Here is a 24385-nt window from a genome sequence, read left to right as displayed (position 1 = left end):
TCCTGCTCAGCGGGGTCGTCCGTCGGGTGCGGGGTGAGGGGCCACCCTATGTTTCCGGCGTGTTTCTGTCAGCCCCGTCCCGGTTCCGGTGCCGTCACGGGTCCGTTCCGACCCGGTTGTTGTAGCGGAAGCAAAACGAGCACAACAGCCCTCAACGCGGCAAAGCCGCGTTACGCCCGCAAGGCTCCCGCCGCACCCGCCGCCCCTCGTAGCGTCCCGGTCCACAGCAGCGGGCCGGCGAGGGAGCCGGCCGAGGAGGTAGGTGGTTCACGTGGACCCGCACGAGGCCGGGGCCGTCCCGGCGATCGAGTTGACCGGAGCGACCAAACGCTTCCGGACGCCGTCCGGCACCCTGCACACCGCCGTCCGGGAGCTCGACCTGACCGTCGCCCCGGGCGAGTTCGTCGCCGTCGTCGGCCCGACGGGGTGCGGCAAGTCCACCACCCTGACACTGGTCAGCGGCCTGGAGGAGCCCACCGAGGGCGAGGTGCGGGTGTACGGGGAGCCGGTGTCCGGCATCAACGGGCACGTCGGCTTCGTCTTCCAGCAGGACGCCGTGTTCCCGTGGCGCACGGTGCTGTCGAACGTGATGGCGGGGCCGAGGTTCCGCGGGGTGCCGGCCGACCGGGCCCGGGAGAAGGCCCGCGACTGGCTGTCCCGGGTGGGGCTGTCGGCGTTCGAGGACCGCTACCCGCACCAGCTCTCCGGCGGCATGCGCAAGCGGGTCGCCCTGGCCCAGACCTTCGTCAACGACCCGCGGATCCTGCTGATGGACGAGCCGTTCTCGGCGCTGGACGTGCAGACCCGGGCGCTGATGTCGGACCAGCTGCTCGAACTGTGGGCGGGCACCGGCTCGTCCGTGGTCTTCGTGACGCACGACCTGGACGAGGCGATCGCGCTGGCCGACCGGGTGGTGGTGATGACGGCCGGGCCGGCCACCGTCAAGGAGGTCTTCACCGTCGACCTGCCACGCCCGCGCACCGTGGAGGCCGTCCGGCTGGAGCCGCGCTTCGTCGAGCTGTACCGCGAGATCTGGGCCTCGCTCGGCGAAGAGGTCCGGATCACCCGTGAGAGAGGAGCGGGTCGTGCCGCTTGAGACCGCCGCCCCCGCCACCCCCGCCGTCACCCGCACCGAGGTGCGCGAACGGGCGGCCCGCAATCGGAAGTTGGGCGTGTACGGGGCCCGGGCCGCCGTGCTGGCCGCTTTCCTCGGCCTGTGGGAGGTGTGCGCGCGCACCGGGGTGATCGATCCGTTCAACTTCTCCCAGCCGTCGAGGATCTGGGCCCAGATCTGGCAGTGGGTCACCCACGGCACCGCGCAGGGCTCGCTGGGCGAGCAGATCGGCTACACCCTGTACGAGGCGCTGACCGGCTGGGTGCTGGGCGTGGTCGGCGGCGTGCTGCTGGGCATCGCGCTGGGCCGGGTCCGGTTCCTGGCGGACGTGTTCGGCCCGTACGTCAAGGTGCTGAACGCGATCCCGCGGATCGTGCTGGCCCCGATCTTCCTGATCTGGTTCGGCCTCGGCCCGGCCTCCAAGGTCGCCTCGGCCGTGGTGCTGGTGTTCTTCCCGGTGTTCTTCAACGCCTTCCAGGGCGCCCGCGAGGTGGACCGCAACCTGGTCGCCAACGCCCGGATCCTGGGCGCGGACAGCCGGAAGGTCACCCTGCAGGTGGTCGTCCCGGCCGCCACCACCTGGATCTTCACCAGCCTGCACGTCAGCTTCGGCTTCGCGCTGATCGGCGCGATCGTCGGCGAGTACATCGGCGCCACCAAGGGCCTGGGCCTGATGGTCGCGGCCGCGCAGGGCACCTTCAACGCGGCGGGCGTGTACGCCGCGATGACCATCCTGGCCGTGGTCGCGCTGTTCACCGAGGGCCTGCTGACCTTCGCCGAGAAGCGCCTGTTCCGCTGGAAGCCGGCCGACGCCGGCGACGGCCGCTGACCCTCCCCCGCCCCGTCCGCCCCTGAGAGGCTCCCCCACCATGCGCAGAACCGCTGCCGCCGCCCTCGCCGCCGTCCTCCTGCTGCCGCTGGCCGCCTGTGCCAACGACGCCGCCACGTCCCACAACGGCGCCGCCCCCGCCGGGAAGAAGGTCGACGGGCCGACCGTCAAGATCATGGTCGGCGGCCTGGACAAGGTCATCTACCTGCCGGCCATGCTGACCCAGCGGCTCGGCTACTTCGCCGACGCCGGGGTCAACGTCGAGCTGCTGAGCGAGCCGGCCGGCGTCAACGCCACCACCGCGCTGCTGGCCGGCGACGTGCAGGGCGCCGTCGGCTTCTACGACCACACCATCGACCTCCAGGCCAAGGGCAAGAGCGTCGAGTCGGTCGTCCAGTTCTCGCAGGCCCCCGGCGAAGTGGAGGTGGTGTCCGCCGAGCAGGCCGACGCGATCAAGTCCGGCGCGGACTTCAAGGGCCGCAAGCTGGGCGTCACCAGCATCGGGTCCTCCACCGACTTCCTCACCAAGTACCTGGCGGTCAAGAACGGCGTCGACGTCAGCGAGTTCAGCCCGATCGCGGTCGGCGCGGGCCAGACCTTCATCGCCGCGCTCCAGCAGGGCTCGATCGACGCCGGCATGACCACCGACCCGACGGTGGCCAACATCCTGTCCAAGCAGCTCGGCACCGTGCTGTACGACATGCGTACCCCCGAGGGCTCCCGGGCGGCGCTCGGCGGCCTGTACCCGTCCTCCTCGCTGTACATGAACACCTCGTGGGTGGACGGCAACAAGGACACCGTGCAGAAGCTCGCCGACGCCTTCGTGAAGACGCTGAAGTGGATGAACACCCACACCCCGGAGGAGATCGCCGCCCAGATGCCCGCCGACTACGCGCAGGGCGGCGCCGCCGAGTACGCGGCCGCGATCAAGGCCACCCTGCCGATGTTCACCACCGACGGCGTGATGCCCGCCGACGGCCCGAAGACCGTGCTGGCCGTGCTGGCCGCCTTCCACCCGGACGTGCGGGGCAAGGAGTCGGACATCGACCTCGCCAGGACGTACACCACCGAGTTCGTCACCAAGGCCGCCGGCTGACGCCCGCCCGCCGCGGCGGCCCCGCCCCCTTCCCGGACAGCGGGGGGGCGGGGCCGCCGCGGTGCTCCGGCCGGTCAGGACTTCACCACCCGGAGGACCTTCCCGGTGGCGCCCGCGGTGAGGTAGCCACCGCTGTGGTACTCGTCGGAGACGTAGTAGCGCAGGGTGATCTCGTCGGCGAACCAGCCGTAGTCGACGTGCAGGTAGCTCGACGCGGGGTTCGGGACGCCGAGCCGGTCCCTGGCGGTGGCCATCACGGTCGGGACCTGGTTCCAGTCGATCTTCGCCAGGTCGGCGGGGTCCTGTCCCGGGACGACGGTGCCGCCGGGCCGGCTGGTGAGCTTGCCGTTGCGGTAGCTGACGTCGTCGTAGCGCGTCGGGTCGTCCTTCTTCAGCACCCGGGCGTTGGCGTACTCCGGATAGATCGACATGTCGATGACGGTGGTGCTGCCGGTGGCCGCGCGGATCTTCTCCACCAGGCCGCGGGCGCCCTCGGCGGTGAGCAGGCCGGTACCCGGGTCGACGGACGCCCCGGGGCCGGCGGCGGGTCCGGCGGCACCTATACCTGCACTGGCACTGGCACTGGCACCTGTACTTGCGCTCGCACCGGCACCGGCACCGGCGGACGTCCCGGGGGTGGCCGGGGTGCTCGCCGGGGCGGTGACCTTCGCGAGGGGGACGTGGCCGTTGTCGGCCTTCTTCCCTTCGAACAGCTCCGACCCGAGCGTCCAGCCCAGCAGCCCGAGCACCGCGGCCCCGGCCACCACCGCCGCCGACACCCGCCCGGTGCGCCGGCGCGGCCGCGGCGGCCGGCCCGCCCCGGTGGGGGCGTGCGGCAGGACGCCGTCGGTCTCGGTCCGGCTGTACGGGATCGGGGAGTTGGTCTCGGTCGGCGAGAAGGCCGGGCTGCCGCCGAGGGTGCCGTCGACGCCCTGCTCGGCGGCGGCGAGCAGCCGGTCGAGCCGGGCCGCGTCGGGCCGCTCGGCGGGGTCGCGGGCGAGCAGCGCGAGCAGGGTCGGCCCGAGCGCGCCGCAGCGGACCGGCGGCGGCAGCGGCTGGTCGAGGATGGCCGCGAGGGTGGCGATGCTGTTGGCCCGGCGCAGCGGGTGGTGCCCCTCGACGGCGACGTACAGCGTCATGCCGAGCGACCACAGGTCGGAGGCGGGGCCGCCCTCCTGGCCGCGGATCCGCTCGGGGGCGATGTACTCGGGCGAGCCGATCAGCGCGCCGGTGGCGGTCAGGCCGGTGGACTCGCTGAGCGCGGCGATCCCGAAGTCGGTGAGGACGGGGGTACCGTCGGCGCGCAGCAGCACGTTGCCCGGCTTGACGTCCCGGTGCTGGATCCCGGCCGCGTGCGCGGCGGTGAGCGCGGCGAGCAGCCCCCGGCCGATCCGGGCGGCCTCCTGCGGCGCGAGCGGCCCCCGGCGGATCCGGTCGTGCAGGGAGCCGCCGGAGACCAGCTCCATCACCAGCCAGGGGTGGGCGAGTTCGGCGTTGTCCACGATGTGGTGGATGGTCACCACGTTGGGGTGCTGCAACCGGGCCAGCGCCCGAGCCTCCCGCAGGACGCGCTCGCGCAGCTCGTACGCGGCCGCCGGATCGGCGTCGAGCACCGCCGGATCCGGCGGGCGCACCTCCTTCAGCGCCACCTCCCGCTCCAGCAGCGCGTCCCTGGCCCGCCAGACCAGCCCCATCCCGCCGCCGCCGAGCCGCGACACCAACTCGAAGCGGCCGTCGATCAGTTGGCCGCCCGGCCCCGCTGTCGTCATGCCGCTCATCGTAGGGGCTCGGACGGACGCCCATCGCACCCTCCCGCCCCCGTCCCCGCACCTCACGGCCCCGGCGTCAGAGCGCGGCGAGGCGGGCCGGCGGCTCGGCTTCGGCCGGCTGCCGGTCGGCTGCCGGTCGGCGCCTTGGTGCCGACCGGTCTGATCGCGACCGGCCTCAAGCCCGAACCGTCCGTCGCCGGGTGCGCCCCGGCCGACGCCCCCGTGGAGGAGGCCCCGTGACCCCGCCCGAGATCGTCCGCCCCTCCCCCGGCCCGGAGGACCGGGCCCACGCCTTCGGCGGCCGGGCGCCGCTGACGACCGCCCGGCCCGGCGGCGACGGCGCCCTGCCGGCGATCGGCGACGGGCACGCCCGGCAGGGCGAGGGCGAGGTGTGCGGGACGGCGGTGGAGACGGCGGTGCGCACCACCGCGGTGGTCGACCCGGTCAAGGGCGGCGGCCCGGCCTGGCCCCGGCGGCGAACGTCTGCGACACCGACTACACGATGGCCGTCAAGCCGCCGAAGTCCGTGCCGGGCCGGGCCCGGGCGTACGACGGCCTGCACGGGCGGCTGCGGGAGGTCGCGGCGGCGTACCTGCGGCACCGGTGGCGCGCGGCGGCCGTGAAGTCTGCGATCGTTGCAGGTGAAGGCATACGCGAGCGTGTGCGAACCCAGCGCAGAGGAGCAGCAGTCGTGATCTTCATCGCCGTGAAGTTCACCGTCCGGCCCGAGTACGGCGCGAGCTGGATCGAGCGGGTCGAGGAGTTCACCTCCGCGACCCGGGCCGAGGAGGGGAACGTCTTCTTCGAGTGGTCCCGGAGCGTCGACGACCCGCACCAGTACGTGCTGCTGGAGGCGTTCCGGGACGGCGAGGCCGGTGCCCGGCACGTCGAGTCGGAGCACTTCAAGACCGCGATGGCCTGGATGCCCGACTTCATCGCCCGGACGCCGGAGATCGTCAACGTCGAGGTGCCCGGCACCGGTTGGAGCGCGATGGCGGAGCTCAGCCCGCGCGGCTGAGCCCGCCGGCGGCCGGCGCCCGACCCGCCGTCAGGCGCCGGCCGCGTCCTTCGCCTTCCGGGAGGCCAGCAGGCTGGCGACGGTGGTGACCGCCAGCACCACCACGATGAAGGCCAGCGAGAACGCGATGCCGATCTCGGGCACGTGCACGCCGCTCTCGTGCAGGGCGTGCAGGATCAGCTTGACGCCGATGAAGCCGAGGATCACCGACAGGCCGTAGGACAGGTAGACCAGTCTGGTCAGCAGGCCGCCGATCAGGAAGTACAGCTGGCGCAGCCCCATCAGCGCGAAGGCGTTGGCGGTGAAGACGATGTACGCGTCCTGGGTCAGGCCGAAGATCGCCGGGATCGAGTCCAGCGCGAACAGCACGTCGGTGGTGCCGATGGCCAGCATCACGGTCGTCATCGGCGTCATCAGCCGCCTGCCGTCGATCCGGACGAACAGCTTGGTGCCGTGGTACTCGTCGGTCGACGGGACGTGCCTCTTGACCAGCCGCAGCAGCCGCCCCTCCTCGAACTCCTCCTCGGTCTCGTCCTGCCCGGCCTCCTTGAGCAGCTTGACGGCCGTCCAGACCAGGAACGCGCCGAAGAGGTAGAACACCCAGGAGAACTTGGCGACCAGCGCGGCGCCGCCCGCGATGAAGACGCCGCGCAGCACCAGGGCGACGATCACGCCGAACATCAGCACCCACTGCTGGTAGATCCTCGGCACCGCGAACTTGCCCATGATCAGGATGAACACGAACAGGTTGTCGATGCTCAGCGACTTCTCGGTGATGTAGCCCGCGAAGAACTCCACCGCGGGCTTCGACCCCCCGTACCCCCACACGAAGGCGCCGAACAGGCCCGCCAGCAACACCCACACGGTGGTCCAGATGCCGGCCTCCTTGATGGAGACCTCGTGCGGCTTGCGGCCGCCGATGAAGAAGTCGGCCACGATCAGCGCGATCAGCGCCGCGATGGTGGCGGCCCACAGGCCCGCGGATACGTCCATGGCTGCTCCTCGGCGGTGCCCCGGGGCGGGGCGGGGCGGCGTGGGGAGCTCCATCCTGACCGTCGAAGATCGATCCGCCCGCCCGACACACCCGACGAGCGGCCCGCTCCTGCGCACCGGCACCGCAATTGCGGACGGGAAGTGACCGCTTCGGCCCGTAACGTGGCGGCAGGTCCACCACCCGACGGGAGAACCCGCACCGCATGAACGACGTGCTGTCCGTCCGCACCCTGAACCGGACGCTGCTCGAACGGCAGTTCCTGACCGGACGGACGGGGCTGTCCGTGCCCGAGGTGGTGGAGCGGCTGATCGCGCTCCAGGGGCAGGAGCCGAACTGGCCCTACCTGGGGCTGTGGGCCCGGATCGAGGGCTTCCGGCGCGAGGAGTTGGCGGCGCCGCTCGCGGACGGGCGGGTGGTGCGCTCGGCCTCGCTGCGCAGCACCCAGCACCTCTCCGGCGGGGCGGACTTCGGCCGCTGGCGGCCGCTGCTCCAGCCGGTGCTGGACCGGACCTCGCGGTCCCGGTACTTCGCACCCGCCACGGACGGGCTCGACCTGGACGAACTGGCCGCCACCGGGCGGGAGTTGCTGACCGGCCGTCCGCTGTCGCGGCAGGCCCTCGCCGCCGAGCTGGCCGCCCGCCACCCGGGGCGGGACGGGAGGCTGCTGGCGGCCGCGGTGCAGCTGCGGCTGCCGGTGGTCCACGGGCCGGACAGCTCCGCCTGGGGCGGCTGGGGCACCCGGGCCAACACCTCGCTGACCCTCGCCGAGCAGCGGCCCGGCGAACTGTCGGCGGGCGCGGCGGTGCTGCGCTACCTGGCGGCGTTCGGCCCGGCCGGGGTGCGGGACTTCCAGGTCTGGTCCGGACTGACCCGGATGCGGGCGGTGTTCGAGGAGCTGCGCCCCCGGCTGCGGGTGCACCGCGACGAGCGGGGCACCGAACTGTTCGACCTGCCGGACGCGGTGCTCGCCGACCTGGACCGGCCCGTCCCGGTGCGCTTCCTGCCCGCGTACGACAACCTGCTGCTCGGGCACGCGGACCGCACCCGGGTGCTCGCCGACCCCGACCGCCCGCGGGTGATGCCGGGCTCGGCCCGGGTCCGGCCGACCTTCCTGCTGGACGGCTTCGTCGCGGGCGTCTGGGCGGTCCGCGGCCCGGAGCTGCTGGTCGGTCCGTTCCGCCCGCTGCCGGACGCCGCCGCCGAGCAGGTGGCGGCGGAGGCCGAGCGGCTGGCGGCGTTCCTCGGGCCCGGGCAGCGGGTGGTGTTCGCACCCGCGGGCCGGGGGGCCGCCAACCCGTAGGCGGGCCGGGGACGGTGACGGCACCACGACGCACCGCCGCGCCCCGTCCGCCGACGGGGCGCGGCGGCGTCTCTCACGCCGGCGGGCGGATCACAGGCCGGTGCCGTAGTAGCCGCCCAGGCCGCGGTGGTAGTCGGCGTCCAGGGCGTGCGACTCGCGGTGGTACTCGGGGGAGTCCTTGATCTCCTCCTTGGCGCGGTCGACCCAGACCGTCTTGGCCTCCTCGTCGATCCGCCGGACGACGCCCGCCGGGAGCAGCACGTTTCGGCCGAAGATCCACGGGCCGGTGTCGACCACGATGTAGCCGTCCTCGGCCTCGTAGGAGTGCTTGTCGACCTTGCCGATGTGCCCGTCGGTGGCTTCGACCCGGTAGCCGGTCAGGTCGACACCCGGGTTGTAGCCCTCGGCCTTCTCGTAGCCCCACATGCCGTCACTCACAACTGCCTCCTTCGGGACGGGAGTTCGTCGTTCTGCGGATCGGTTGCCCGGTTCCGGCACGGGCATGCGCGGCTTTTCGACCGATTCGTTCGGTGCGGCGCTCAGGGGGCCGGTGCGGCCGGGGGTTCGAGGCGGGCGAGCCAGCCGGTGAGCAGGGCCTCCAACTGGGCGGCCTCGGCGGGGTCGAGTGCGGCGAGGAGTTCGTGCTCGTTGCGGATGTGGTCGGCGAAGGCGCGGTCGATCAGCTCGCGGCCGGCCCCGGTGAGGGCGACGACCCGGCCGCGCCGGTCCTCGGTGGCGGCGCGGCGGGTGACCAGCCCGGCCCGCTCCAGGCGGTCGATGCGCTTGGTGACGGCCCCGGTGGTGACCATGGTGTGCGCGGCGAGCTCGCCGGGCGCGCGCTCGTACGGGGCCCCGGCCCGGCGCAGGGCGGCGAGCACGTCGAACTCGCCCTCGCCCAGGCCGTAGCGGGCGTAGACGGCGCACAGCTCGTGGGTGAGCAGGGTGGCGACCCGGTGCAGGCGGCCGATCACGCCCTGCGGGGCGACGTCCAGGTCCGGCCGTTCGCGCCGCCAGGCGGCCTGGATCCGGGCGACGTGGTCGAGGGGCTGCTCCATGGCACCAGCATAGCCCGAACGTCTTCCGTGGAAGTTATATTGTCTTCCATGGAAGCTTTCCTCCGATGGGGCGCGCCCACCGCCCTCGCCCCGATCGCCTGGGGCGCCAACTACTACGTCACCCACCGCTACCTGCCCGCCGACGCCCCGCTCTGGGGCGCCGCCCTGCGCGCCCTGCCCGCCGGACTCCTGCTGCTCGCCGCCGCCCGGCGACTGCCGCGCGGCGCCTGGTGGTGGCGCTCGGCCGTGCTCGGCACGCTGAACACCGCCGCCTTCTTCGTCCTGGTCTACCTGGCCTCGCAGTGGCTCCCGGCGGGCACCGCCGCCATGGTGATGGCCCTGTCCCCGCCGGCCCTGATGCTCTGCGCCTGGCTGCTGGCCGGCGAACGCCCGCTGCCCGCCCAGCTCGCGGGCGGCGCGGTCGGCGTCGGCGGCGCGGCCCTGATGCTCGCGGACGGCGCGGGCCCGGCCGGCCTGCCCGGACTGCTCGCCTCGCCGGGAGCGCTGCTGGTCTCCTCGGTCGGCTACGTGCTCGCCACCCGCTGGACGACCGGGGGCGGGAGCCCGGACGGGGGTGGCGGGCCGGGCGTACTGGCCTCCACCGCCTGGCAGTTGACGCTCGGCGGGCTGCTCCTGCTGCCGGTGGCGGCCCTGGCCGAGGGAGCCCCGCCCGCGCTGGACGGCGCGGCGCTGCTCGCCTTCGGCTACACCTCGCTGATCGCCACCGCGCTGGCCTTCCTGGTCTGGTTCGCCGGGCTGCGCCGCCTGCCCGCCGCCACCGTCGGCCTGATCGGCCTGCTGAACCCCGTCACCGGCGTCCTGCTCGGCGCCGCCCTGGGCGGCGAGCGCCCGGGCCCGGCCCGGTTCGCCGGGATGGCCCTGGTCGTGGCGGGCATCCTGCTCGGCCGGCCCCGCGGCGCCCGTCCCCACCCGCACCCCCGCCCTCACCCCCGTCCGGCCCCGGGTGCGCCGGCCCTCGCCGACACCCCGGGGCTCGCCGGCGCGCCCGAACTCACGGACGCACCGGGGCTCGCCGACGCGCCCGAACTCACGGACACACCGGCCCGGCCCCGGCGCCGGTGGTGGTGAGCGCGGCGGCGATCGCGTCCCGGTCGTCCTCGGTCAGCCGCAGCGCGCCCGCCTCGATCCAGCCGTCGACCTGCTCGGGGCGGCGGGCGCCGACGATCGCGCCGGTGACACCGGGCCACTCCAGCGTCCAGGCCAGCGCGACGGCGGCGACCGTGGTGCCGTGCGCCTCGGCGATCGGGCGCAGGGCGTCGACCAGGGCGAGGTTGGCCGCGAGGCCGGTGGTGAACTCGGGGACGCCCCGGCGCCAGTCGTCGACCGGCAGCGCCGCGACCCGCTCGGCGGTGAACGCGCCGGTCAACAGCCCGGAGTGGAGCGGCTGGTAGACGATCGAGCCGGTGCCGTGGGCGTGCGCCCAGGCCAGTTCGGGCGCGGCCTCCCGGTGCAGCAGGCTGAACTGCGGCTGGATGGCGTCGACGTGGGCGACCGCCTCGGCGGCGGCCAGTTGCGCGGTGTCGTGGTTGGACAGCGCGATCGCCCGCACCTTGCCCTCCGCCTTCAGCTCGGCCAGCGTCGCCCAGTACTCCTCCAGGGCGGTGGCGTGCCGGGCCGTGGCGGCCGGGTCCTCGTCGGGGCCGAAGGTGAGCAGCGCGCCGTCGCCGGGCCAGTGCGCCTGGTAGAGGTCGATCCGCTCGACGCCCAGGCGGCGCAGCGAGTCCTCCAGTTCGGCGCGGATGCCGGCCGGCTTGAGCAGCTTGCGCGGCGCGGCGGACGGGTCCGCCGGGTCCCACACCAGGCCGACCTTGGTGAAGACGTAGGGGCGCTCGGACTCCGGGAGCGCGGCCAGCGCCTTGCCGACGACCTCCTCGGAGTGCCCGAGGCCGTACACCGGCGCGGTGTCGATCCAGTTGACGCCGGCCTCGACGACCCGGTGGACGGTCGCGATCGAGTCGGCGTCGTCCTGCGCGCCCCAGGCGAAGCGCCAGCCGGCGCCGCCCAGCGCCCACGCGCCGAAGCCGAGCCGGGTGATGTCGAGGTCCGTGCCGCCGAGCCGGGTGGTGGGCAGAGCGTTCATCGTCGGGTGTTCCTCACGTTCGGGTGTCCGGGCGGTGCGCGCCGCCGGCCGCCGTCCTCCCGGCGTCCCTCGCGGCGCACCACCCATCGTCGTCCCCGCGCGCGCCGCCGCCCAGGGTTCCGCCCGACCCCGGTACCGCCCGACCTGGGTCTGCCGGAACCACCTTCGCGACCACCCGCGTACGACGCGGCGGGGGGCCCGGCCTCAGGGGGGAATCGGCCGGGCCCTCGTCCGCCGCACCGGACGCCTGCCCCGCACCCGCGCCTTCATGCCAGCGAATTGCCCGTGAGTCGTCCGCGAGTCGTCTGCGGGCTCCCGCCACCGCGCGGGGCGCCGCCGGGTCATTGCCGCGTGTCCCCTGTGGTGGCCGATCCGCGGATCGGCCATGGGCAGCGACGGGCGGGGTCGGATCGTTCCTGTCGGCCTGTGGGACCTGGTGGAGCCGTTGCCGCCGGTGGCCCGGTTGCGGCCGCAGGGAGGCGGGACCGCGAAGCCGGACGACGAGGCGGTGTCCGCCGCGATCGTCTCCGGGCCGTCGAAGTCGACGGTGCACCGCCGCTTCCGGCTCTGGACCCGGGACGGACCGGGGGCGGCGCGGATCCGTCGGGTATTCGATGCAACCGGCCGCTCACGGCGTTGGTACTACGGTCGGACGCGCGTGCGTTCGACGCGGATGACGGGAACGGCAACGGGATGACCGACGAGGAGTTCGACGCGTTCTACGTGTCTTCGTTCTCCCTTCTGGTGGGGCAGATCTACGCCATGACGGGGGACTACAGCGAGGCGCAGGACGCGGTGCAGGAAGCATTCCTGCGCGCCTGGGGGCGGCGCGGGCAACTGAGCGACTCGGGGTCACCCCACGCCTGGATCCGTACGGTGGCCTGGCGGCTGGCCGTCAGCCGCTGGCGACGGGCGCGCCGGGGCCTGGACCTGATGCTCCGCAACCACCTGCCCGAGGACGCGCCCGGCCCCGGGCCCGAGCACACCGCGCTGGTCGCGGGGCTGCGCAGGCTCCCGGCGGCGCAGCGGCAGGCCATCGTCCTCTTCCACCTGTGCGATCTGACCGTGGCCGAGGTCGCCCGGGAGACCGGGGTCGCCGAGGGCACCGTCAAGGCCCGGCTCTCCCGCGGCCGGGCCGCACTGGCCGAACACGTTTCCGACCGGGACGAGAGGGAACTCATCCGTGCCTGACCACGCCGGCCCCGACACCGACGACCTCTCCGTCGCCCTGCGGCAACTGGTCGCCGACGCTCCGTCCGCGGTCCCCCTGCCGCCCGCCGAAGTTCATCGCACCGGTCTCCGGCGCCGCCGTCGGCGCCGTACCGTGCTGGGGTCCGCGGCCGTGCTCGCGGCTGCCGTCGTGATCGCCGGCGGCCTTCGGTCCGGCGCGGCACCGCGGCCGCCGGCCCCGCCCGCCGCCTCGCCGTCACCGACGGGCAGTCAGGCCGAGGCCGCGGTACCCAGTGCCGTCATCGACGCCGACAGCCACAGGATGACGGTCACCGGGAAGGACGGCCAGGTGACGGTACTGGACGTCACGGCGGGTCGGCCGGGCAGCGAGACACCGAGAGGACGGATGACGGTCCAGGACAAGCTCCCGAAGGTCGGAATGTCCGACGACGGCCCCTCCGGTGGGCAGGACGGCGCGACCGCGGCCTGGTGCGTCCGGCTCGTCCGGCCCGACGGCACGACCACCACCTACGTCTGCTCGATGCCCTGGCTGTCCCCTTCCGCCATCGGGAAGGCGAACACCACCCACGGGGCCGTGGGCCTGCTGGCGGACGACGCACGGTGGTTCTACGACCACGTCGATCCCGGCGACACCGTCGAGGTGGTCGGCTCCTCCACCGACGGCCCGTCCGGCGCACCACCCTCCCCGTAGCGGGAACGGCGGCCACCCGGCCTTCCCCGGCCCCGCCGCCACCCTCCGCTGCCACTCAGCGCCGCTCCGGCGCCGGCGCCTGTCGGCGGGTCGCGTGCAGTGAGGCCAGGAGGTGCAGCCGGTCTGCGTCGGCGCTGTCCGGCGCGGCCGTCCAGACCAGCATGGCCAGGCCCGGCGCACCGGGCAGGGGGTAGGTGTCCCAGTCGAGGGCGATGTCACCGACCTCGGGCATGTGGAAGACCTTGGTGCCGCTGATCGACGAGCGGACATCGTGCCGGGCCCACAGGCGTCTGAATTCGGCACTGCGGATGCTCAGTTCGCCCACGATCGCGGTGGCACGCGGATGGGTGGGGTCGGCGGCGACGGCGGAGCGCATCATCCCGATGTAGTCCAGTGCCTGCTGTTCCCAGTCCGGACAGCTGCGCTCGCCGGTCGCGGTGTCGTCGAAGATCAGCAGGAGCATGTTGAGCCGGTGCGCGGGGTGGTCGCCCGGGTCGCCGAGCAGCGCTTCCGCCATGGGGTTCCAGGCGAGCAGGTCCAGGTGCCGGCCGATTACGACCGCCGGGGTGTTCATCACCTGCAGCAGCCGCCGCGTGTTGTCCGGGACCTGCTCCGGCCCGCGCTCCGCCCGGACGGGCGTGGGCCGCCGGGCGGCGCGGGCCAGGGCGAACAGGTGCCGTCGTTCGGTGTCGTCGAGGACGAGCGCGTCGGCGAGCGCGTCCAGGACGGTGTCGGACGGGCGCGTCTCGCGGCCCTGTTCCATCCGCTGGTAGTAGTCGGTGCTCAGCCCTGCGAGCAGGGCCAGCTCCTCTCGCCGCAGTCCGGTGACCTTGCGCCGTCCGCCCGGCTCCAGGCCCACGTCGCGCGGACGCAGCCGGCCGCGCCGGGCGCGCAGGAAATCACCGAGTTCACGGGCGTACGGATGGGTCATGCCACCAGTGTGGCGCCGTACCGGGCGTTCATGGTGGGTCGCGCAGACCCAGGCAGGCGGGGACCACCCCGGTGTCCCGCCGTGCTCCTACTGTCGTGCTCCACCGCACGGATCCACGCCTTCGCAAGGAGCACCGCATGGCCGGATGGAACACCGACCGCATTCCCGACCAGCACGGCCGAATCGCCGTCGTCACCGGAGCCAACTCGGGCCTCGGGCTGGTCACCGCGACCGAACTGGTCCGCCGTGGCGCCCGCGTCGTGCTCGCCGTCCGCAACACCGCCGCCGGAGAGCGGGCCGCCCGCCGGATCGGAGGCGACGTCGAGGTGCGCGAACTCGACCTGGCCTCTCTCGCCTCGGTGCGCGCCTTTGCCACCGAACTGACGTCCGACCACCCGGCCGTCGATCTGCTGGTCAATAATGCCGGGGTGGTCCTGCTCGGCCCGCGCCGCACCTCCGCCGACGGCTTCGAGCTGCAGTTCGCCACGAACATGCTGGGACACTTCGCCCTGACGGGTCTGCTCCTCGACGCGCTGGCCGCCGCGCCGGAAGCGCGCGTGGTCAGCCTCAGCTCCATCACGCACAAGAGCGCGCACCTCGACTTCGACGACCTGATGGCCGAACGCGACTACCGCGCCTCATCCGCCTACGGCCGCTCCAAGCTCGCCACCACGGTCTTCGGAATCGAACTGGACCGCCGGCTGAGGGCCGCCGGGTCACCCGTCACCAGCACGCTGGCCCACCCCGGCCTCACCCGCACCAACCTGACGCCCCGCGCCTGGGAACACCGCGGCCGGCTCGGACGGGCGATCGCATGGTTCGGCCTGCTCGCCACCCAGGCGGTGGAGCAGGGCGCACTGCCGCAACTGCGAGCCGCGACCGATCCCGACGCGCACGGCGGCCAGTTCTTCGGGCCGGCCGGACTCTTCGAAACACGGGGCCGCGTCACCCGGGCACGGCTCAGCCCCGAAGCGGCCGATCCGACCGTCGGCGGACGGCTCTGGTCGGCGGCGCAGGCACTGACCGGCGTCCACTACCTCTGAGCACCGGAACGCGAAGCCGCCCCGCGTCCTCACCCCACGAGATCGTCACACCTGATCCGCCGCCTGCCGCCCCGGCCCGCACCCGGCAGCACCCGGCAGCACCGCGGAACGAACGGCACAGGACCTCGAACGCCCCGGTCGGGGGCCGGGATCGAACGCCAGAGGACCTCATGCCGCCCGGGCGATTCCGACAGGGCCGCACCGCAGGAGGGGCCGACTTCCCCGGCTGCTCGGAAGTCGGCCCCCGCGCGGCTCCCGCGCGGTTTTGACGGGGGATCTGTCCTGGCGGGTGCTCGGCCGGGCCGAAGCAACCGGCTGTCACCGACGGACATGCGCCTTGGTGCAGGCGCTCGTTCGGCTACCTCGCGAGAGCGCGGAACAGGCCCTCGAGGTCCCGTTCACCGTCCCGGGTCTGGGCCCTTCCCCGGCACCGTCACGGTCGCCGCCCTGGCCATCTGGCTCCGTTCGTGATCGCGCGGACAGAACCCAACAGGCTCACGGCGCGCAGGACGTGCCGCTCGTCGGGGGTGAGGTCCTGCAGGGTGCGGGCGACGAGGGCGGGGAAGTCGTGGTCGAAGTCCTGTGGGGAGGGTTCGCGGGTGCGGCGGGTCTCCAGGAAGCGCATCGAGGCGAGGTCGAGGAACAGCGGCAGGCTGTGGGAGCGGGCGGCGATCGCGTGGCGGACCGGTGCGCCGATCAGCGGCTCGCCGTCCGGGCCGCTCAGGCGGCGGGTGAGGTAGTCCTCGCAGTCCTCCGGGCTGGAGTCGCCGATGAGCACCTGCCGGTCGGCCTCCGCCCTGCTGCCGGTGCCGGTGCCGGTGCCGGCGGCCGCGGTGCCCGGCGCCGCGGCGGGCAAGGCGTCCGCGGTGCCCGCGCGGGCGGAGAGGACGCGGGCGGCGAGCTGCTGCCACGCCGCCGGGCCGGTGTAGTCGAGCTGGCCCTGCAGCGCCGCGTCGGCCCACTGCAGCCGGCTGCGTCCGGTGACGACGAACAGGGCGTCGGGCATCAGCCACACGACCCGCTGCACCAGGCGCTCCAGGTCGCGGTGGGTGCGGTCGCCGGTGTCCTCGAAGGTGTCCAGCAGCACCACCGGCACGCCGGCCTTCTTCGCCGGCAGCCGGTCGATCTCGTAGGCGAGCAGGTGCGGATAGAAGGACAGCGCTTCTACATCGGGCTCCGCCTCCAGCAGGTCCGCCAGCCGCGGGCAGCCGGCCAGCGCCCGGGCGGTGGCACGGCGCTCGCCTACCGCCCGCACCACGGCGGTGGCTACCTGGCCGACCGCGGAACCGACCAGCCCGGGCAGCGCGAGCTCGTCCGCGGCCTCCGACAGCGCCCCCTGCACCTGCTCGGGCAGCGCCTTCGCCAACCGGCTCACCAGCCCGGTACGGCGCAGGTACTCCTCCACCGCCGACGCCACCGCCACTCGCGCCCGGATCCTCGACCGCCTCCTCGCCCTGGCCGTCGCCGCCGGCCTGGAGGGCGTCACCATCGGGGCGCTCGCCGACGACCTGGGCATGAGCAAGGCTGGCGTGATCGGCCCGTTCGGCACCAAGGAGGAACTCCACCTGGCAGCCGTGGAGGAGACGGTGGCCCGCTTCCGGGAAACCGTCCTCGCCCCGCCCTGTCGCCCCGGCCCGACGCCACCGCTCGCCGACCGTTCCGGTGGTCCGGACCCGCCGGTGGTCCGGACCCGGGCTCAGCCGGCGAGAAGAGGACGGCGACGGTGAACTGCGCCGTCAGCCGTCAGCCGCCGGGGCCGCCGCTCGGCATCCCGATCCCGGGGCGGAGCGGCACCGAGGCCCGGCCGCCGCTCACTCCTCTCCCTTGACCACCGTGAGCAGGCGCAGGCCCCGCGGTCCGATGCCGTCCTCCTGGACGCGGAGCCCGGCGGCCCGGCACTGCTCGGCGACCCACGCGGGAGCGAGGCGGAGCTTCGCGTAGCTGCCGACCTGCAGTGACCAGCCGTCCTCGGTGCGGGTGTGGATCAGGTCGTGGACGGTGACGGTGTCCTCCGCGCCGGACTCGACGAAGCACGTCATGATGCGGTCGTCGGTGGCCCGTACGGGCAGGAACCGATCGGCCCCCGACAGCGGTGTGCTGAGGTCGCGGTAGGTCAGGACGAGCAGCCCGCCGTCGGCGAGGCAGTGCGCGGCGTCCGCCATCAGCCGAGTGACGTCGTGCGCGGCGGGCAGGTGGGTCAGGGTGTCGCCCATGCAGACGACGGTCGAGGCGGACCCGGCCGCGACCAGCCGGGGCAGCGCTTCGCGGATGTCGGCGCGCACCGGGCGGATCGCGGGCGCCTCCTTCGCGTACTCGCTGAGCTCGTCGAGCAGCCTGGCGCTGGTGTCGACGGCGAACACCGTCGCGTAGCCGAGTCGTGCCAGGGCCAGCGACTGGGGGCCGGGACCGCACCCGAGGTCGACGGCGACGTCGTTGCCGGACCGCGGCAGCACACCCAGCCTCTCCAGGAGTTCGGCCTGCGTCTGGGCGACCGGGCGGATGTCGCCGCCGAGCATCCACGTGTAGTGTGCGGCGAGCAACCGCTCGTAGTGCTCTGCAGCGGACGGGGTCTGCGGCATGGGCGTCTCCTCCGGTAGGGGAAATGGGCGTCTGGCGAAGCGAGTTGTGGCCCCAGTGCCTGCGGCTGGCGGGCCCGCCCGCTGATCATCTTGCGGGCCCCGGCACCGCCGCACCAGCCCGGATCCGTTCACGGTGGCGTGAAGCGATGCTGAAAGCCGGAGGTGGCCCGTGCTGGACCTGTCCCGGCTGCGCACCCTGCGGGCGGTGGCGGTGCACGGCTCCATCAGCGGCGCCGCTGCCGCCCTCGGCTACACCCCATCGGCCGTTTCCCAGCAGATCGCCAAGCTCGAACGGGAGACCCGCACCACGTTGCTGGAGCGCCACGCCCGCGGCGTCACCCTCACCGGCGACGCCGAACACCTGGTCGCGGCCGCGGGGCAGTTGCTCGCCGTCGCGCAGGAGGCCGAGGCGAGACTGGAGGAGCGGCGGGGGCGGCCGAGCGGAACGCTGACGGTGGCCAGCTCCCCGACCGCCGTCCGCGGACTGCTGCCCGGCGCACTCGCCAAGCTCACCTCCGCGCATCCGGACCTCACGGTACGGACCATCGAGGCGCTCGACCACGCCTGCGCCGAGCTGGTGGCGCAGGGCGTCGCCGACCTCGGTCTGGCGCACGACGCCGAGCTGGCCCGGCTGCCCGTGCCGAGCGGCCTAGAGAGGACGCTGATCGGCGAAGATCCGGTGGAGGTGTGCCTGCCGGCCGCCCACTCCCTGGCGCCTCGGACCGTCCTGTCCCGCGAGGACCTCGTCGGCGTGGACTGGATCACGCCGCCCCCGGGGGCCGTCTGCCACGACTGGGTGCAGCTGACCATGCGCGGACTCGGCCACGAGCCCGTACTCGCCCACCAGGCGTCCGAGGCCGCCTCCCAGCTCGCGCTGGTCGCGGCCGGCCTCGGGGTGGTGCTCGTCGGCCGCCTCGGACGCGGGCCGCTGCCGGACGGCGTCGTGTCGATCCCGCTCGAACCCGCCCCCATGCGACAGGTCCACGCCCTGTGGCGGTCGGGCACGGGGCGGCGGCCGGCGGTCACCGAGGCGTTGCGCCTGCTCTTGCAGGAATGGCGCGACCTGGGATACGAGTCGGCGGGCCGCCCCACCACCTGAGCGGCACGGCCCCTGAACCGGCGGTTCGGCGGTGCCGCCGCCCCGCCAGCGACGTCCACGCGTCGGCGCGGCCCTCCGCGACGCGCCCGGCCCCACCGCGGCACCGCGCACCGGCCGCTCTCCGCCGCGCGGTCCGGACCCGGCCGGACTCGGGCCGCCCCCGGAGCGCGCCCCCGTCCTCACCGGCGCCCCAGGGTGCGACGGGCGTAGTCGACGGTGACCGCGCCGAGCAGCGGGCCCCAGGCCACCAGGGGCAGGTACGCGAGGGTCATCACCAGCCCGGCGAAGCCGTGCGGGGAATCCGGGTCCGCCATGTTCCGGCTCCAGCCGCCGAACAGGGCGAGCGCGCCGAGCGCGGTCAACACCGCCGAGCCCAGCGCGGCCGGGACGATCGCGGCGAGCGGGCGCACCCGTCGGCCGCCGACCAGCGGGACCCAGCGGGGCGCCACCCGGCCCCACGGCCGAACCAGGCCGAGGGTCAGGAAGGCCAACGCCTCGGCCACCGCGCTCAGCACCACGCAGTAGGCGGTGCCCCACCCTGGCTGGTGCGCGGCGTGCTGCGCGGCCGTGGCACCACTGAAGCCGAGCGGCACGCCGAAGCCGAAGACGATCCGCCACAGCCCGGAGGGGACGGTGGTCCAGACGGTGGCCCCGGCGGCGAGTCGGGCCCAGCGCGGGGCGGGCGGGACCGCGGGGACGGCCGCGTCCCCCACCCCGGCCGGCCCCGCCCGGCGCGCGGTGCTGGAGGCGTTGATCGCAAGCTTCGACACGGTGGACTCCCTTCCGGCCCCGGCCCCTCGGCCGGTGCGGTGCCTCAAGGCTGGCCGTCCGGAGCGGGCCCGCGACAGTGCCGATCGGGTTGATGTCCCTGCTCAACCGGCCTGCCGAATATGCCGATCGGCACAGGCGCAGCCCCCCATCGGCGTCGTAATGTGGCGGCAGTCCAAGAGAGGCGGTGACGGTGACTCAGCTCCTGTCCCTGGTGGTCCCGGCCCTCCTGCTGCCGACCTGGTCGGTCCGCGGGCGGTACGGGGCGGCGGCGGTGACGACCGCGTGCGGTGCGGCGTCCGTGACGGTCACGGCCGCCCTCTGGGCCACCGGCCCCTGGACGGAGGCGGAACGCTGGGCCGGGGTGGTCGGGCTGGTCGAACTGGCCGCCCTGCTGCTGGCGGTGGTTCTCAGCCTGCGCGCCGAGGACGGCCCGCGGTGCGCGGCGGCGGCCTGGACGGCCGGCGGAGCGGTCGCGCTCTGGCCGTCCCGCTTCGACGGGCCCACCGACGCGCTCACGCTCTTCGGCTTCGGATCGATGCTGTCCCTGCCGGCCGTGCTGATCGGGCTCTACCTGCGGGGCCTGGACGACGGCCGGGCCCGGGCGGTGGCCGAGGCCAGGCGGACCCAGCGGCTCGAACTCGCCCACGACCTGCACGACTTCGTGGCGCACGACGTCAGCGGCATGGTCGCCCAGGCCCAGGCGGGGGCGTACCTGGCCTCCGTCGACCCGGCGCGGGCGGCCGAGATGTTTGAGCGGATAGAGCAGGCCGGGCAGCGGGCGCTGGCCTCGCTGGACCGCACGGTGCAGCTGCTGCGCAGCCAGGAGGCGGCCGACCGCGGTCCGCAGCCCGGCCTCGCCGGACTCGCGGGAGTCGCCGAGCAGTTCACCGCCGCGGGCGGTGCCGAGGTCAGGGTGGAGCTGCCGGAAGGGCCGGTGCCGCGCGAGGTGGAGGGCACCGTGCACCGGATCGTGGTCGAGTCCCTGACCAACGTCCGGCGGCACGCCCCGGTGGCTCGAACGGTCGAGGTGCGGGCCCGCCGCAACGGCGAACGGCTGGAGGTGACCGTGACCGACGACGGCGGGGCGCCGGCGCCGGGAGGGCGCCCGCGGCGGGGCGGCGGGAGCGGGCTCCCGGGGCTGGCAGCCCGGGTGGAAGCCCTCGGCGGCTCGCTGGAAGCAGGCCCGTACGGGAGGCAGGGCTGGCGGGTGACGGCGTCGCTGCCACTGGAGACAGCCCCCGGTGGGCCGGAACGACCGCAGGAGCCGACGCGGATCGGCACGGGGGAGGCGCGGGCATGAACACGGGCACGGGTCCGATCCGGATCCTGGTCGCGGACGACCAGGCGGACGTCCGCAGTGCGTTCCGGATGATCCTGGACGCCCAGCCGGACATGACGGTGGTGGCCGAGGCAGCGGACGGCGCCGCGGCCGTGGAGACGGCCCGGAGGCTGCGGCCGGACGTGGTGCTCGCGGACATCCGGATGCCGAAACTCGACGGCCTGGAGGTCACCCGGCACCTGTCCGACTGGTGCAAGGTGATCGTGGTGACCACCTTCGACCTGGACGAGTACGTGCACACGGCCCTGCGGCACGGTGCGGCGGGGTTCCTGCTCAAACGCTCGGGGCCGGTCCTCCTGACCGAGGCGGTCAGGGCGGCGATTGCCGGAGACGCGTTGATCAGCCCCCAGGTGACCGTGCGGCTCCTGCGACACATGGCATTCCCGGGAGCGGAGCCGAAGCCCGGACCGGTCGCCGGTGCCGCGGCGGCGAGGCCGCCGACAGGCGGCCCGGTCGAGGAACTGACCGCGCGGGAGCGGGAGATCGCCGAGCAGGTGGCAGGCGGGGCGACCAACGCCGAGATCGGCGCGGGGCTCTACATCTCCCCGGGGACGGTGAAGAACCACCTCGCCAGCATCCAGCGCAAGCTCGGCACCCGTAACCGGGTGGGCATCGCAGCCTGGGCGTGGAAGCAGGCGGCAGGCAACCGGTCCCCGGACTGCGGCCCGCACGGTTGAGCGGCCTCACCGCCACCGGGCGGACCGGGCTGCCGGCCCCGCCCGACAGCCCGGCCCACGCCGCGGCCGCCCGATGGCGCGACCGCCTCGCGACTGAGCATCCCCTCGTAGCGTAGAGGCCGTGATTGCAGGGGAAGTTGGGAGTCATGGCAGAGAAGAGGCGGAAGTTCGACGCGGAGTTCCGTGAGGGGGCTGTGCGGATCGTGACCGAGACCGGCAAGCCGGTCGCGCAGGTCGCGAGGGAGTTGGGGATCAACGACACGACGCTGGCCAGCTGGGTCTCCCGGGCCCGGCAGTCCGGCCCGGCCGGTGGCGGGCGGGCGGGCGGGCGGGCGGGGTGAGAGTGCCCAGGAGGAGCTGAAGCGGCTGCGGCGGCGCAACGCCGAGCTGACGAGGGAGAACAAGGAGCTGGTCATGGAGCGTGATGTCCTCAAACGCTGCATGGACCTGTGGGTGAAGGAGCTGTGGCGGACCCGGCGGCACTCGTCGGGGTGATCAGCGACCAGAGGACCGGACACGGCATACCGCACTCCGTCTCCTGCCGCGCGCTCGGCGTCTCCGAGGCGTGGTTCTACAAGTGGCGTCGCAGACCGGCCGCACCGACGAACCGCGAGCTCAGGCGCGCGCGGCTGGAGGAGAGGATCAGGCATTTCTTCCACCGGATCATCAGCGAAGCACGCGCCGGCTGCCATCAGGAGAACCTGGCCGCATAAGGAAGGTCTCTACGCCTCCAAGGGATTGACATAGAGCAGTTCCCCTGTTCACCGCTCCGGGAGGCTCCCCGCCCCGGACCGTGGTTGATGTTCACGAGAACGGGAGGCACCTCGTGGACCCGTCCGCCGGACGGCCATGGCCAGGATCAGCGCGCGGCGTGACGAGCTGTCAGGCCCACAGGGCAGACTGTTGCTCATGCCAGAAGCCGGGCTGGATGCCGCCGCCAACTCCCTGCGGGCCTGGCTCAACCGCCAGCAGTTCACTGACCTGTCCACCCCCGAAGTGACCGCCTTCTTCACCAACTCGGTGGCCGCCTGGGCGACCGAGTTGGGATATGAGGTCCGGCGGGAGGTCAACCTGCTCACCGCTACCCGGCAGGGCCGGACCGGGCGCCTCGACCTGCAGCTGCGGCACCGCTCCGGCAAGGGACGGCTGATCAGCATCGAGGTGGACCGGGGCACGAAGGCGTGGTCCCTCGACAAGCTCGTCCAGGCCGCCGAGCTCGGCCACCTGGCTCTGTGGCTTCGGTGGAGCCGCACCCCCGTCACCCTGCCGATCCCGCCTACGGTCCGGCTCATCCGGGCCCAGGTGCTCAGGCGCACCACGCTCACGCTGGCGACGGTGCACTCGCTCCAGCCGGACAACTGCGGGTAGTAGAACGTCCGCGTCGTCCCCTGACGGAGGCAGACCCGTGCAGGACGCAATCTTCGTCGCCGCTCCCGAGGGCATGTCGTGGCCGCTCGGCAGGCATGACGTCGAACGGCACCTCGCTACGCGTTTCCCCGGCGTCCAGACCTGGCACAAGTACGCGCCTGTCAGCCGCGCCGACTACGTCGACTTCGAGATCACCATCGACGGCGAGCCACGACACGGCACCTACGTCGACCACCGACACCTGATCCTCCGCGACGGCACTCCCGAGTTCTGGGCCGACACGATCGCCTGGTTCCTCGGCCTGCTTCCCCCCGGTACCCCCGCCGTGGCGATGGTGGAGTCCAACGAAGACATCGTCCCCATCCCGGCCGCAGCGAGCTCCCGTCACATCACAGACCTCCTCGACGAGCGGGGGTGCGGGACCACGGCTGGTCCGGTTCAGGACTGCAGTCGTTCCCCTGAGGCCCGTCGGTGACGGTGTCGAAGTGAAGGGCCGCGGTCGTCGGGCACGACCGGCGCTGGGTAGTGAACATCGCCATTGATCAGATGCCGTTGGTCGCAGCAGGTGTTGCTGGTGCACCACGGGCCGGTTCCGACAGGGGTGTGGCGCGCACCGCTGTCGAGCCGGTCCCGGCCGGGACGCCGGTGCTCCCAGAAACCCGCCCCGACCAGGTGCACAAGAGGAAGAGGCCGCCACCCGCGGGTGACGGCCTCCAGACCCTCCACTACGCCCCGGCAGCCCGGCCGCCGGGGCCCGGACTGCCAGGCCACGCCGAGGGCCTCCAGCTACGCGAGCTGCTCCGGGGCACTGCCGCTGCCGCTGGACCGTGGCGAGGTGCGGGAACCGGCAGGTCTGCTGATCCTGGATTCATGATCGAAGCCAAGGGATACAACGGTCAGGTCACGTTCGACGGCGAGTACATCACCATCACCCGGAAGGGTTTTCTGGCGCGGACGTCGGTCGGCAAGGGCGAGAAACGGATCCACATCTCGCATATCACGGCCGTCCAATGGAAGCCGCCCGGAAAGCTGGTGAACGGCTTCATCCAGTTCACCGTGCCGGGCGGCACCGAGCGCCGGTCCGGATTCGGCAACCAGACGAATAGCGCGATCCACGACGAGAACAGCGTGATCGTCATGAAGAACCAGGCCGCCGCGTTCGAGGAGCTCCGAGAAGCCGTCGACGAAGCGATCGTCCGCCAACACCGGCCGGTGCCGACGGATTCGCTGGCCGACGAACTCACCAAGCTCCAGCAGCTCGCGGACTCCGGAGCGCTGTCCGCCCAGGAGTACGAGAGCGCCAAGGCCCGGATCCTGGGCTCCTAGGGAGCGTATTCGGTTGTGATCAAGGGGTGGTCTTGGCGAGGTCCTTGATCCAGATCATTGCGCCGCGAAGCTGGAGGCCGGCGAGGTAGCTCTC

The 24385-nt window shown here is 73.6% G+C and carries 28 protein-coding genes; 19 read left to right on the top strand and 9 right to left on the bottom strand.

What is annotated here, in order from left to right; all coding sequences use genetic code 11:
* The first annotated feature begins 271 nt into the window (after positions 1–271).
* Genes OO48_RS16020 through OO48_RS16010 form a run of 3 tightly spaced genes read left to right on the top strand, consistent with a single transcriptional unit; the run spans position 272 to position 3039 of the window.
* Complete coding sequence (locus OO48_RS16020) at positions 272–1096, top strand: ABC transporter ATP-binding protein (protein WP_033216652.1); 825 nt, start codon at positions 272–274, stop codon at positions 1094–1096.
* A complete protein-coding gene (locus OO48_RS16015) occupies positions 1086–1943 on the top strand; it encodes an ABC transporter permease (RefSeq protein ID WP_033216650.1) in 858 nt (285 codons plus the stop codon). Before OO48_RS16020 ends, OO48_RS16015 begins: the two co-directional genes overlap by 11 nt.
* Positions 1944–1983: 40 nt before the next feature.
* Complete coding sequence (locus OO48_RS16010) at positions 1984–3039, top strand: ABC transporter substrate-binding protein (RefSeq protein ID WP_033216649.1); 1056 nt, start codon at positions 1984–1986, stop codon at positions 3037–3039.
* Positions 3040–3113: 74 nt separating this feature from the next.
* Here the strand turns inward: OO48_RS16010 and OO48_RS16005 are convergent, their stop codons facing one another.
* Positions 3114–4808 carry a serine/threonine-protein kinase gene (locus OO48_RS16005; protein ID WP_051732189.1) on the bottom strand — a complete coding sequence of 565 codons (1695 nt, stop codon included), beginning with the start codon at positions 4806–4808 and terminating at the stop codon, positions 3114–3116.
* 691 nt (positions 4809–5499) lie between these two features.
* Between OO48_RS16005 and OO48_RS16000 the strand changes: the two genes are divergently transcribed.
* Entirely contained in the window at positions 5500–5826 is a 327-nt protein-coding gene (locus tag OO48_RS16000; protein ID WP_033216648.1) for a putative quinol monooxygenase, read from the top strand.
* A gap of 30 nt (positions 5827–5856) precedes the next feature.
* Here the strand turns inward: OO48_RS16000 and OO48_RS15995 are convergent, their stop codons facing one another.
* On the bottom strand, positions 5857–6819 hold the full coding sequence (locus OO48_RS15995) for a TerC family protein (RefSeq protein WP_033216645.1): 963 nt from the start codon (positions 6817–6819) through the stop codon (positions 5857–5859).
* 203 nt (positions 6820–7022) lie between these two features.
* On the opposite strand from OO48_RS15995, the gene OO48_RS15990 reads away from it, so the two are divergent.
* Positions 7023–8120 carry a winged helix DNA-binding domain-containing protein gene (locus OO48_RS15990; protein ID WP_033216643.1) on the top strand — a complete coding sequence of 366 codons (1098 nt, stop codon included), beginning with the start codon at positions 7023–7025 and terminating at the stop codon, positions 8118–8120.
* A gap of 90 nt (positions 8121–8210) precedes the next feature.
* Here OO48_RS15990 and OO48_RS15985 read toward each other — a convergent pair whose 3' ends face one another.
* Together OO48_RS15985 and OO48_RS15980 are read right to left on the bottom strand one after the other, a co-directional pair.
* Complete coding sequence (locus OO48_RS15985; RefSeq protein ID WP_033216641.1) at positions 8211–8558, bottom strand: hypothetical protein; 348 nt, start codon at positions 8556–8558, stop codon at positions 8211–8213.
* A gap of 101 nt (positions 8559–8659) precedes the next feature.
* On the bottom strand, positions 8660–9175 hold the full coding sequence (locus OO48_RS15980) for a MarR family winged helix-turn-helix transcriptional regulator (RefSeq protein ID WP_033216639.1): 516 nt from the start codon (positions 9173–9175) through the stop codon (positions 8660–8662).
* 48 nt (positions 9176–9223) lie between these two features.
* Between OO48_RS15980 and OO48_RS15975 the strand changes: the two genes are divergently transcribed.
* Positions 9224–10264 (top strand): DMT family transporter, encoded by a 1041-nt coding sequence (locus OO48_RS15975; protein WP_081952161.1) that lies wholly within the window; start codon positions 9224–9226, stop codon positions 10262–10264.
* On the opposite strand, the gene OO48_RS15970 is transcribed toward OO48_RS15975, so the two are convergent.
* Positions 10224–11276: an aldo/keto reductase gene (locus OO48_RS15970; RefSeq protein ID WP_033216637.1), complete on the bottom strand. Its 1053-nt coding sequence runs from the start codon at positions 11274–11276 to the stop codon at positions 10224–10226. The two genes, OO48_RS15975 and OO48_RS15970, sit on opposite strands and share 41 nt — an antisense overlap.
* 385 nt (positions 11277–11661) lie before the next feature.
* On the opposite strand from OO48_RS15970, the gene OO48_RS38340 reads away from it, so the two are divergent.
* From OO48_RS38340 to OO48_RS38335, 3 genes are read left to right on the top strand one after another with little or no spacing between them, the layout of a single operon-like run.
* Positions 11662–11973 carry a hypothetical protein gene (locus OO48_RS38340; RefSeq protein WP_157845464.1) on the top strand — a complete coding sequence of 104 codons (312 nt, stop codon included), beginning with the start codon at positions 11662–11664 and terminating at the stop codon, positions 11971–11973.
* Complete coding sequence (locus tag OO48_RS15965) at positions 11970–12467, top strand: SigE family RNA polymerase sigma factor (protein ID WP_033216633.1); 498 nt, start codon at positions 11970–11972, stop codon at positions 12465–12467. The genes OO48_RS38340 and OO48_RS15965 overlap by 4 nt, the downstream gene beginning before the upstream one ends.
* Positions 12460–13158 (top strand): L,D-transpeptidase family protein, encoded by a 699-nt coding sequence (locus tag OO48_RS38335; RefSeq protein WP_033216631.1) that lies wholly within the window; start codon positions 12460–12462, stop codon positions 13156–13158. The genes OO48_RS15965 and OO48_RS38335 overlap by 8 nt, the downstream gene beginning before the upstream one ends.
* 55 nt (positions 13159–13213) lie before the next feature.
* On the opposite strand, the gene OO48_RS15955 is transcribed toward OO48_RS38335, so the two are convergent.
* The gene (locus tag OO48_RS15955; RefSeq protein WP_033216629.1) at positions 13214–14089 is read right to left on the bottom strand and encodes a helix-turn-helix transcriptional regulator; all 876 of its coding nucleotides are present in this window, start codon (positions 14087–14089) and stop codon (positions 13214–13216) included.
* Between the two features lie 137 nt (positions 14090–14226).
* Here OO48_RS15955 and OO48_RS15950 point away from each other — a divergent pair, with 137 nt between their 5' ends.
* On the top strand, positions 14227–15132 hold the full coding sequence (locus OO48_RS15950) for an oxidoreductase (RefSeq protein ID WP_033216628.1): 906 nt from the start codon (positions 14227–14229) through the stop codon (positions 15130–15132).
* A gap of 433 nt (positions 15133–15565) precedes the next feature.
* Here the strand turns inward: OO48_RS15950 and OO48_RS15945 are convergent, their stop codons facing one another.
* A complete protein-coding gene (locus OO48_RS15945) occupies positions 15566–16555 on the bottom strand; it encodes a hypothetical protein (protein WP_033216626.1) in 990 nt (329 codons plus the stop codon).
* 10 nt (positions 16556–16565) lie between these two features.
* On the opposite strand from OO48_RS15945, the gene OO48_RS41040 reads away from it, so the two are divergent.
* Positions 16566–16859 carry a TetR family transcriptional regulator gene (locus OO48_RS41040; RefSeq protein WP_342449650.1) on the top strand — a complete coding sequence of 98 codons (294 nt, stop codon included), beginning with the start codon at positions 16566–16568 and terminating at the stop codon, positions 16857–16859.
* Positions 16860–16943: 84 nt separating this feature from the next.
* On the opposite strand, the gene OO48_RS15940 is transcribed toward OO48_RS41040, so the two are convergent.
* Complete coding sequence (locus OO48_RS15940) at positions 16944–17711, bottom strand: class I SAM-dependent methyltransferase (protein ID WP_033216624.1); 768 nt, start codon at positions 17709–17711, stop codon at positions 16944–16946.
* Between the two features lie 169 nt (positions 17712–17880).
* Here OO48_RS15940 and OO48_RS15935 point away from each other — a divergent pair, with 169 nt between their 5' ends.
* Positions 17881–18810, top strand: a complete 930-nt coding sequence (locus tag OO48_RS15935; RefSeq protein WP_033216622.1) for a LysR family transcriptional regulator — start codon at positions 17881–17883, stop codon at positions 18808–18810.
* Between the two features lie 179 nt (positions 18811–18989).
* Here OO48_RS15935 and OO48_RS15930 read toward each other — a convergent pair whose 3' ends face one another.
* Entirely contained in the window at positions 18990–19580 is a 591-nt protein-coding gene (locus OO48_RS15930; RefSeq protein WP_245194668.1) for a hypothetical protein, read from the bottom strand.
* Between the two features lie 191 nt (positions 19581–19771).
* On the opposite strand from OO48_RS15930, the gene OO48_RS35180 reads away from it, so the two are divergent.
* The 7 genes from OO48_RS35180 to OO48_RS15895 all read left to right on the top strand — a co-directional run bounded on the left by OO48_RS35180 (position 19772) and on the right by OO48_RS15895 (position 24291).
* Positions 19772–20881: a sensor histidine kinase gene (locus OO48_RS35180; protein WP_157845461.1), complete on the top strand. Its 1110-nt coding sequence runs from the start codon at positions 19772–19774 to the stop codon at positions 20879–20881.
* Entirely contained in the window at positions 20878–21597 is a 720-nt protein-coding gene (locus OO48_RS15920) for a response regulator (protein ID WP_033216620.1), read from the top strand. Before OO48_RS35180 ends, OO48_RS15920 begins: the two co-directional genes overlap by 4 nt.
* A gap of 146 nt (positions 21598–21743) precedes the next feature.
* On the top strand, positions 21744–21938 hold the full coding sequence (locus OO48_RS39855) for a transposase (protein ID WP_245194667.1): 195 nt from the start codon (positions 21744–21746) through the stop codon (positions 21936–21938).
* A 150-nt stretch (positions 21939–22088) separates the two neighbouring features.
* Entirely contained in the window at positions 22089–22310 is a 222-nt protein-coding gene (locus tag OO48_RS15910; RefSeq protein ID WP_157845460.1) for a hypothetical protein, read from the top strand.
* Between the two features lie 196 nt (positions 22311–22506).
* Positions 22507–22965: a hypothetical protein gene (locus OO48_RS15905; protein WP_033216725.1), complete on the top strand. Its 459-nt coding sequence runs from the start codon at positions 22507–22509 to the stop codon at positions 22963–22965.
* Positions 22966–23002: 37 nt separating this feature from the next.
* Positions 23003–23440: a hypothetical protein gene (locus tag OO48_RS15900; protein WP_033216618.1), complete on the top strand. Its 438-nt coding sequence runs from the start codon at positions 23003–23005 to the stop codon at positions 23438–23440.
* Between the two features lie 395 nt (positions 23441–23835).
* Positions 23836–24291 (top strand): DUF4429 domain-containing protein, encoded by a 456-nt coding sequence (locus OO48_RS15895; protein WP_033216616.1) that lies wholly within the window; start codon positions 23836–23838, stop codon positions 24289–24291.
* The last annotated feature ends 94 nt before the right edge of the window (positions 24292–24385 follow it).

Source organism: Kitasatospora phosalacinea, from assembly GCF_000716545.1.
Classification (GTDB): Bacteria; Actinomycetota; Actinomycetes; order Streptomycetales; family Streptomycetaceae; genus Kitasatospora; species Kitasatospora phosalacinea.
This window is presented reverse-complemented; position numbering and strand designations above follow the sequence as displayed.

What these genes read in the sequence shown, in the direction of transcription:
- OO48_RS16010 (WP_033216649.1), top strand. Translation starts at nt 1,984, where the DNA reads ATGCGCAGAACCGCTGCCGCCGCCCTCGCCGCCGTCCTCCTGCTGCCG.
- OO48_RS15950 (WP_033216628.1), top strand. Translation starts at nt 14,227, where the DNA reads ATGGCCGGATGGAACACCGACCGCATTCCCGACCAGCACGGCCGAATC.
- OO48_RS15920 (WP_033216620.1), top strand. Translation starts at nt 20,878, where the DNA reads ATGAACACGGGCACGGGTCCGATCCGGATCCTGGTCGCGGACGACCAG.
- OO48_RS15970 (WP_033216637.1), bottom strand. Translation starts at nt 11,276, where the DNA reads ATGAACGCTCTGCCCACCACCCGGCTCGGCGGCACGGACCTCGACATC.
- OO48_RS38340 (WP_157845464.1), top strand. Translation starts at nt 11,662, where the DNA reads ATGGGCAGCGACGGGCGGGGTCGGATCGTTCCTGTCGGCCTGTGGGAC.
- OO48_RS15955 (WP_033216629.1), bottom strand. Translation starts at nt 14,089, where the DNA reads ATGACCCATCCGTACGCCCGTGAACTCGGTGATTTCCTGCGCGCCCGG.
- OO48_RS16005 (WP_051732189.1), bottom strand. Translation starts at nt 4,808, where the DNA reads ATGACGACAGCGGGGCCGGGCGGCCAACTGATCGACGGCCGCTTCGAG.
- OO48_RS15995 (WP_033216645.1), bottom strand. Translation starts at nt 6,819, where the DNA reads ATGGACGTATCCGCGGGCCTGTGGGCCGCCACCATCGCGGCGCTGATC.
- OO48_RS15980 (WP_033216639.1), bottom strand. Translation starts at nt 9,175, where the DNA reads ATGGAGCAGCCCCTCGACCACGTCGCCCGGATCCAGGCCGCCTGGCGG.
- OO48_RS15905 (WP_033216725.1), top strand. Translation starts at nt 22,507, where the DNA reads ATGCCAGAAGCCGGGCTGGATGCCGCCGCCAACTCCCTGCGGGCCTGG.
- OO48_RS15965 (WP_033216633.1), top strand. Translation starts at nt 11,970, where the DNA reads ATGACCGACGAGGAGTTCGACGCGTTCTACGTGTCTTCGTTCTCCCTT.
- OO48_RS15940 (WP_033216624.1), bottom strand. Translation starts at nt 17,711, where the DNA reads ATGCCGCAGACCCCGTCCGCTGCAGAGCACTACGAGCGGTTGCTCGCC.
- OO48_RS15895 (WP_033216616.1), top strand. Translation starts at nt 23,836, where the DNA reads ATGATCGAAGCCAAGGGATACAACGGTCAGGTCACGTTCGACGGCGAG.
- OO48_RS15975 (WP_081952161.1), top strand. Translation starts at nt 9,224, where the DNA reads ATGGAAGCTTTCCTCCGATGGGGCGCGCCCACCGCCCTCGCCCCGATC.
- OO48_RS39855 (WP_245194667.1), top strand. Translation starts at nt 21,744, where the DNA reads ATGGCAGAGAAGAGGCGGAAGTTCGACGCGGAGTTCCGTGAGGGGGCT.
- OO48_RS15990 (WP_033216643.1), top strand. Translation starts at nt 7,023, where the DNA reads ATGAACGACGTGCTGTCCGTCCGCACCCTGAACCGGACGCTGCTCGAA.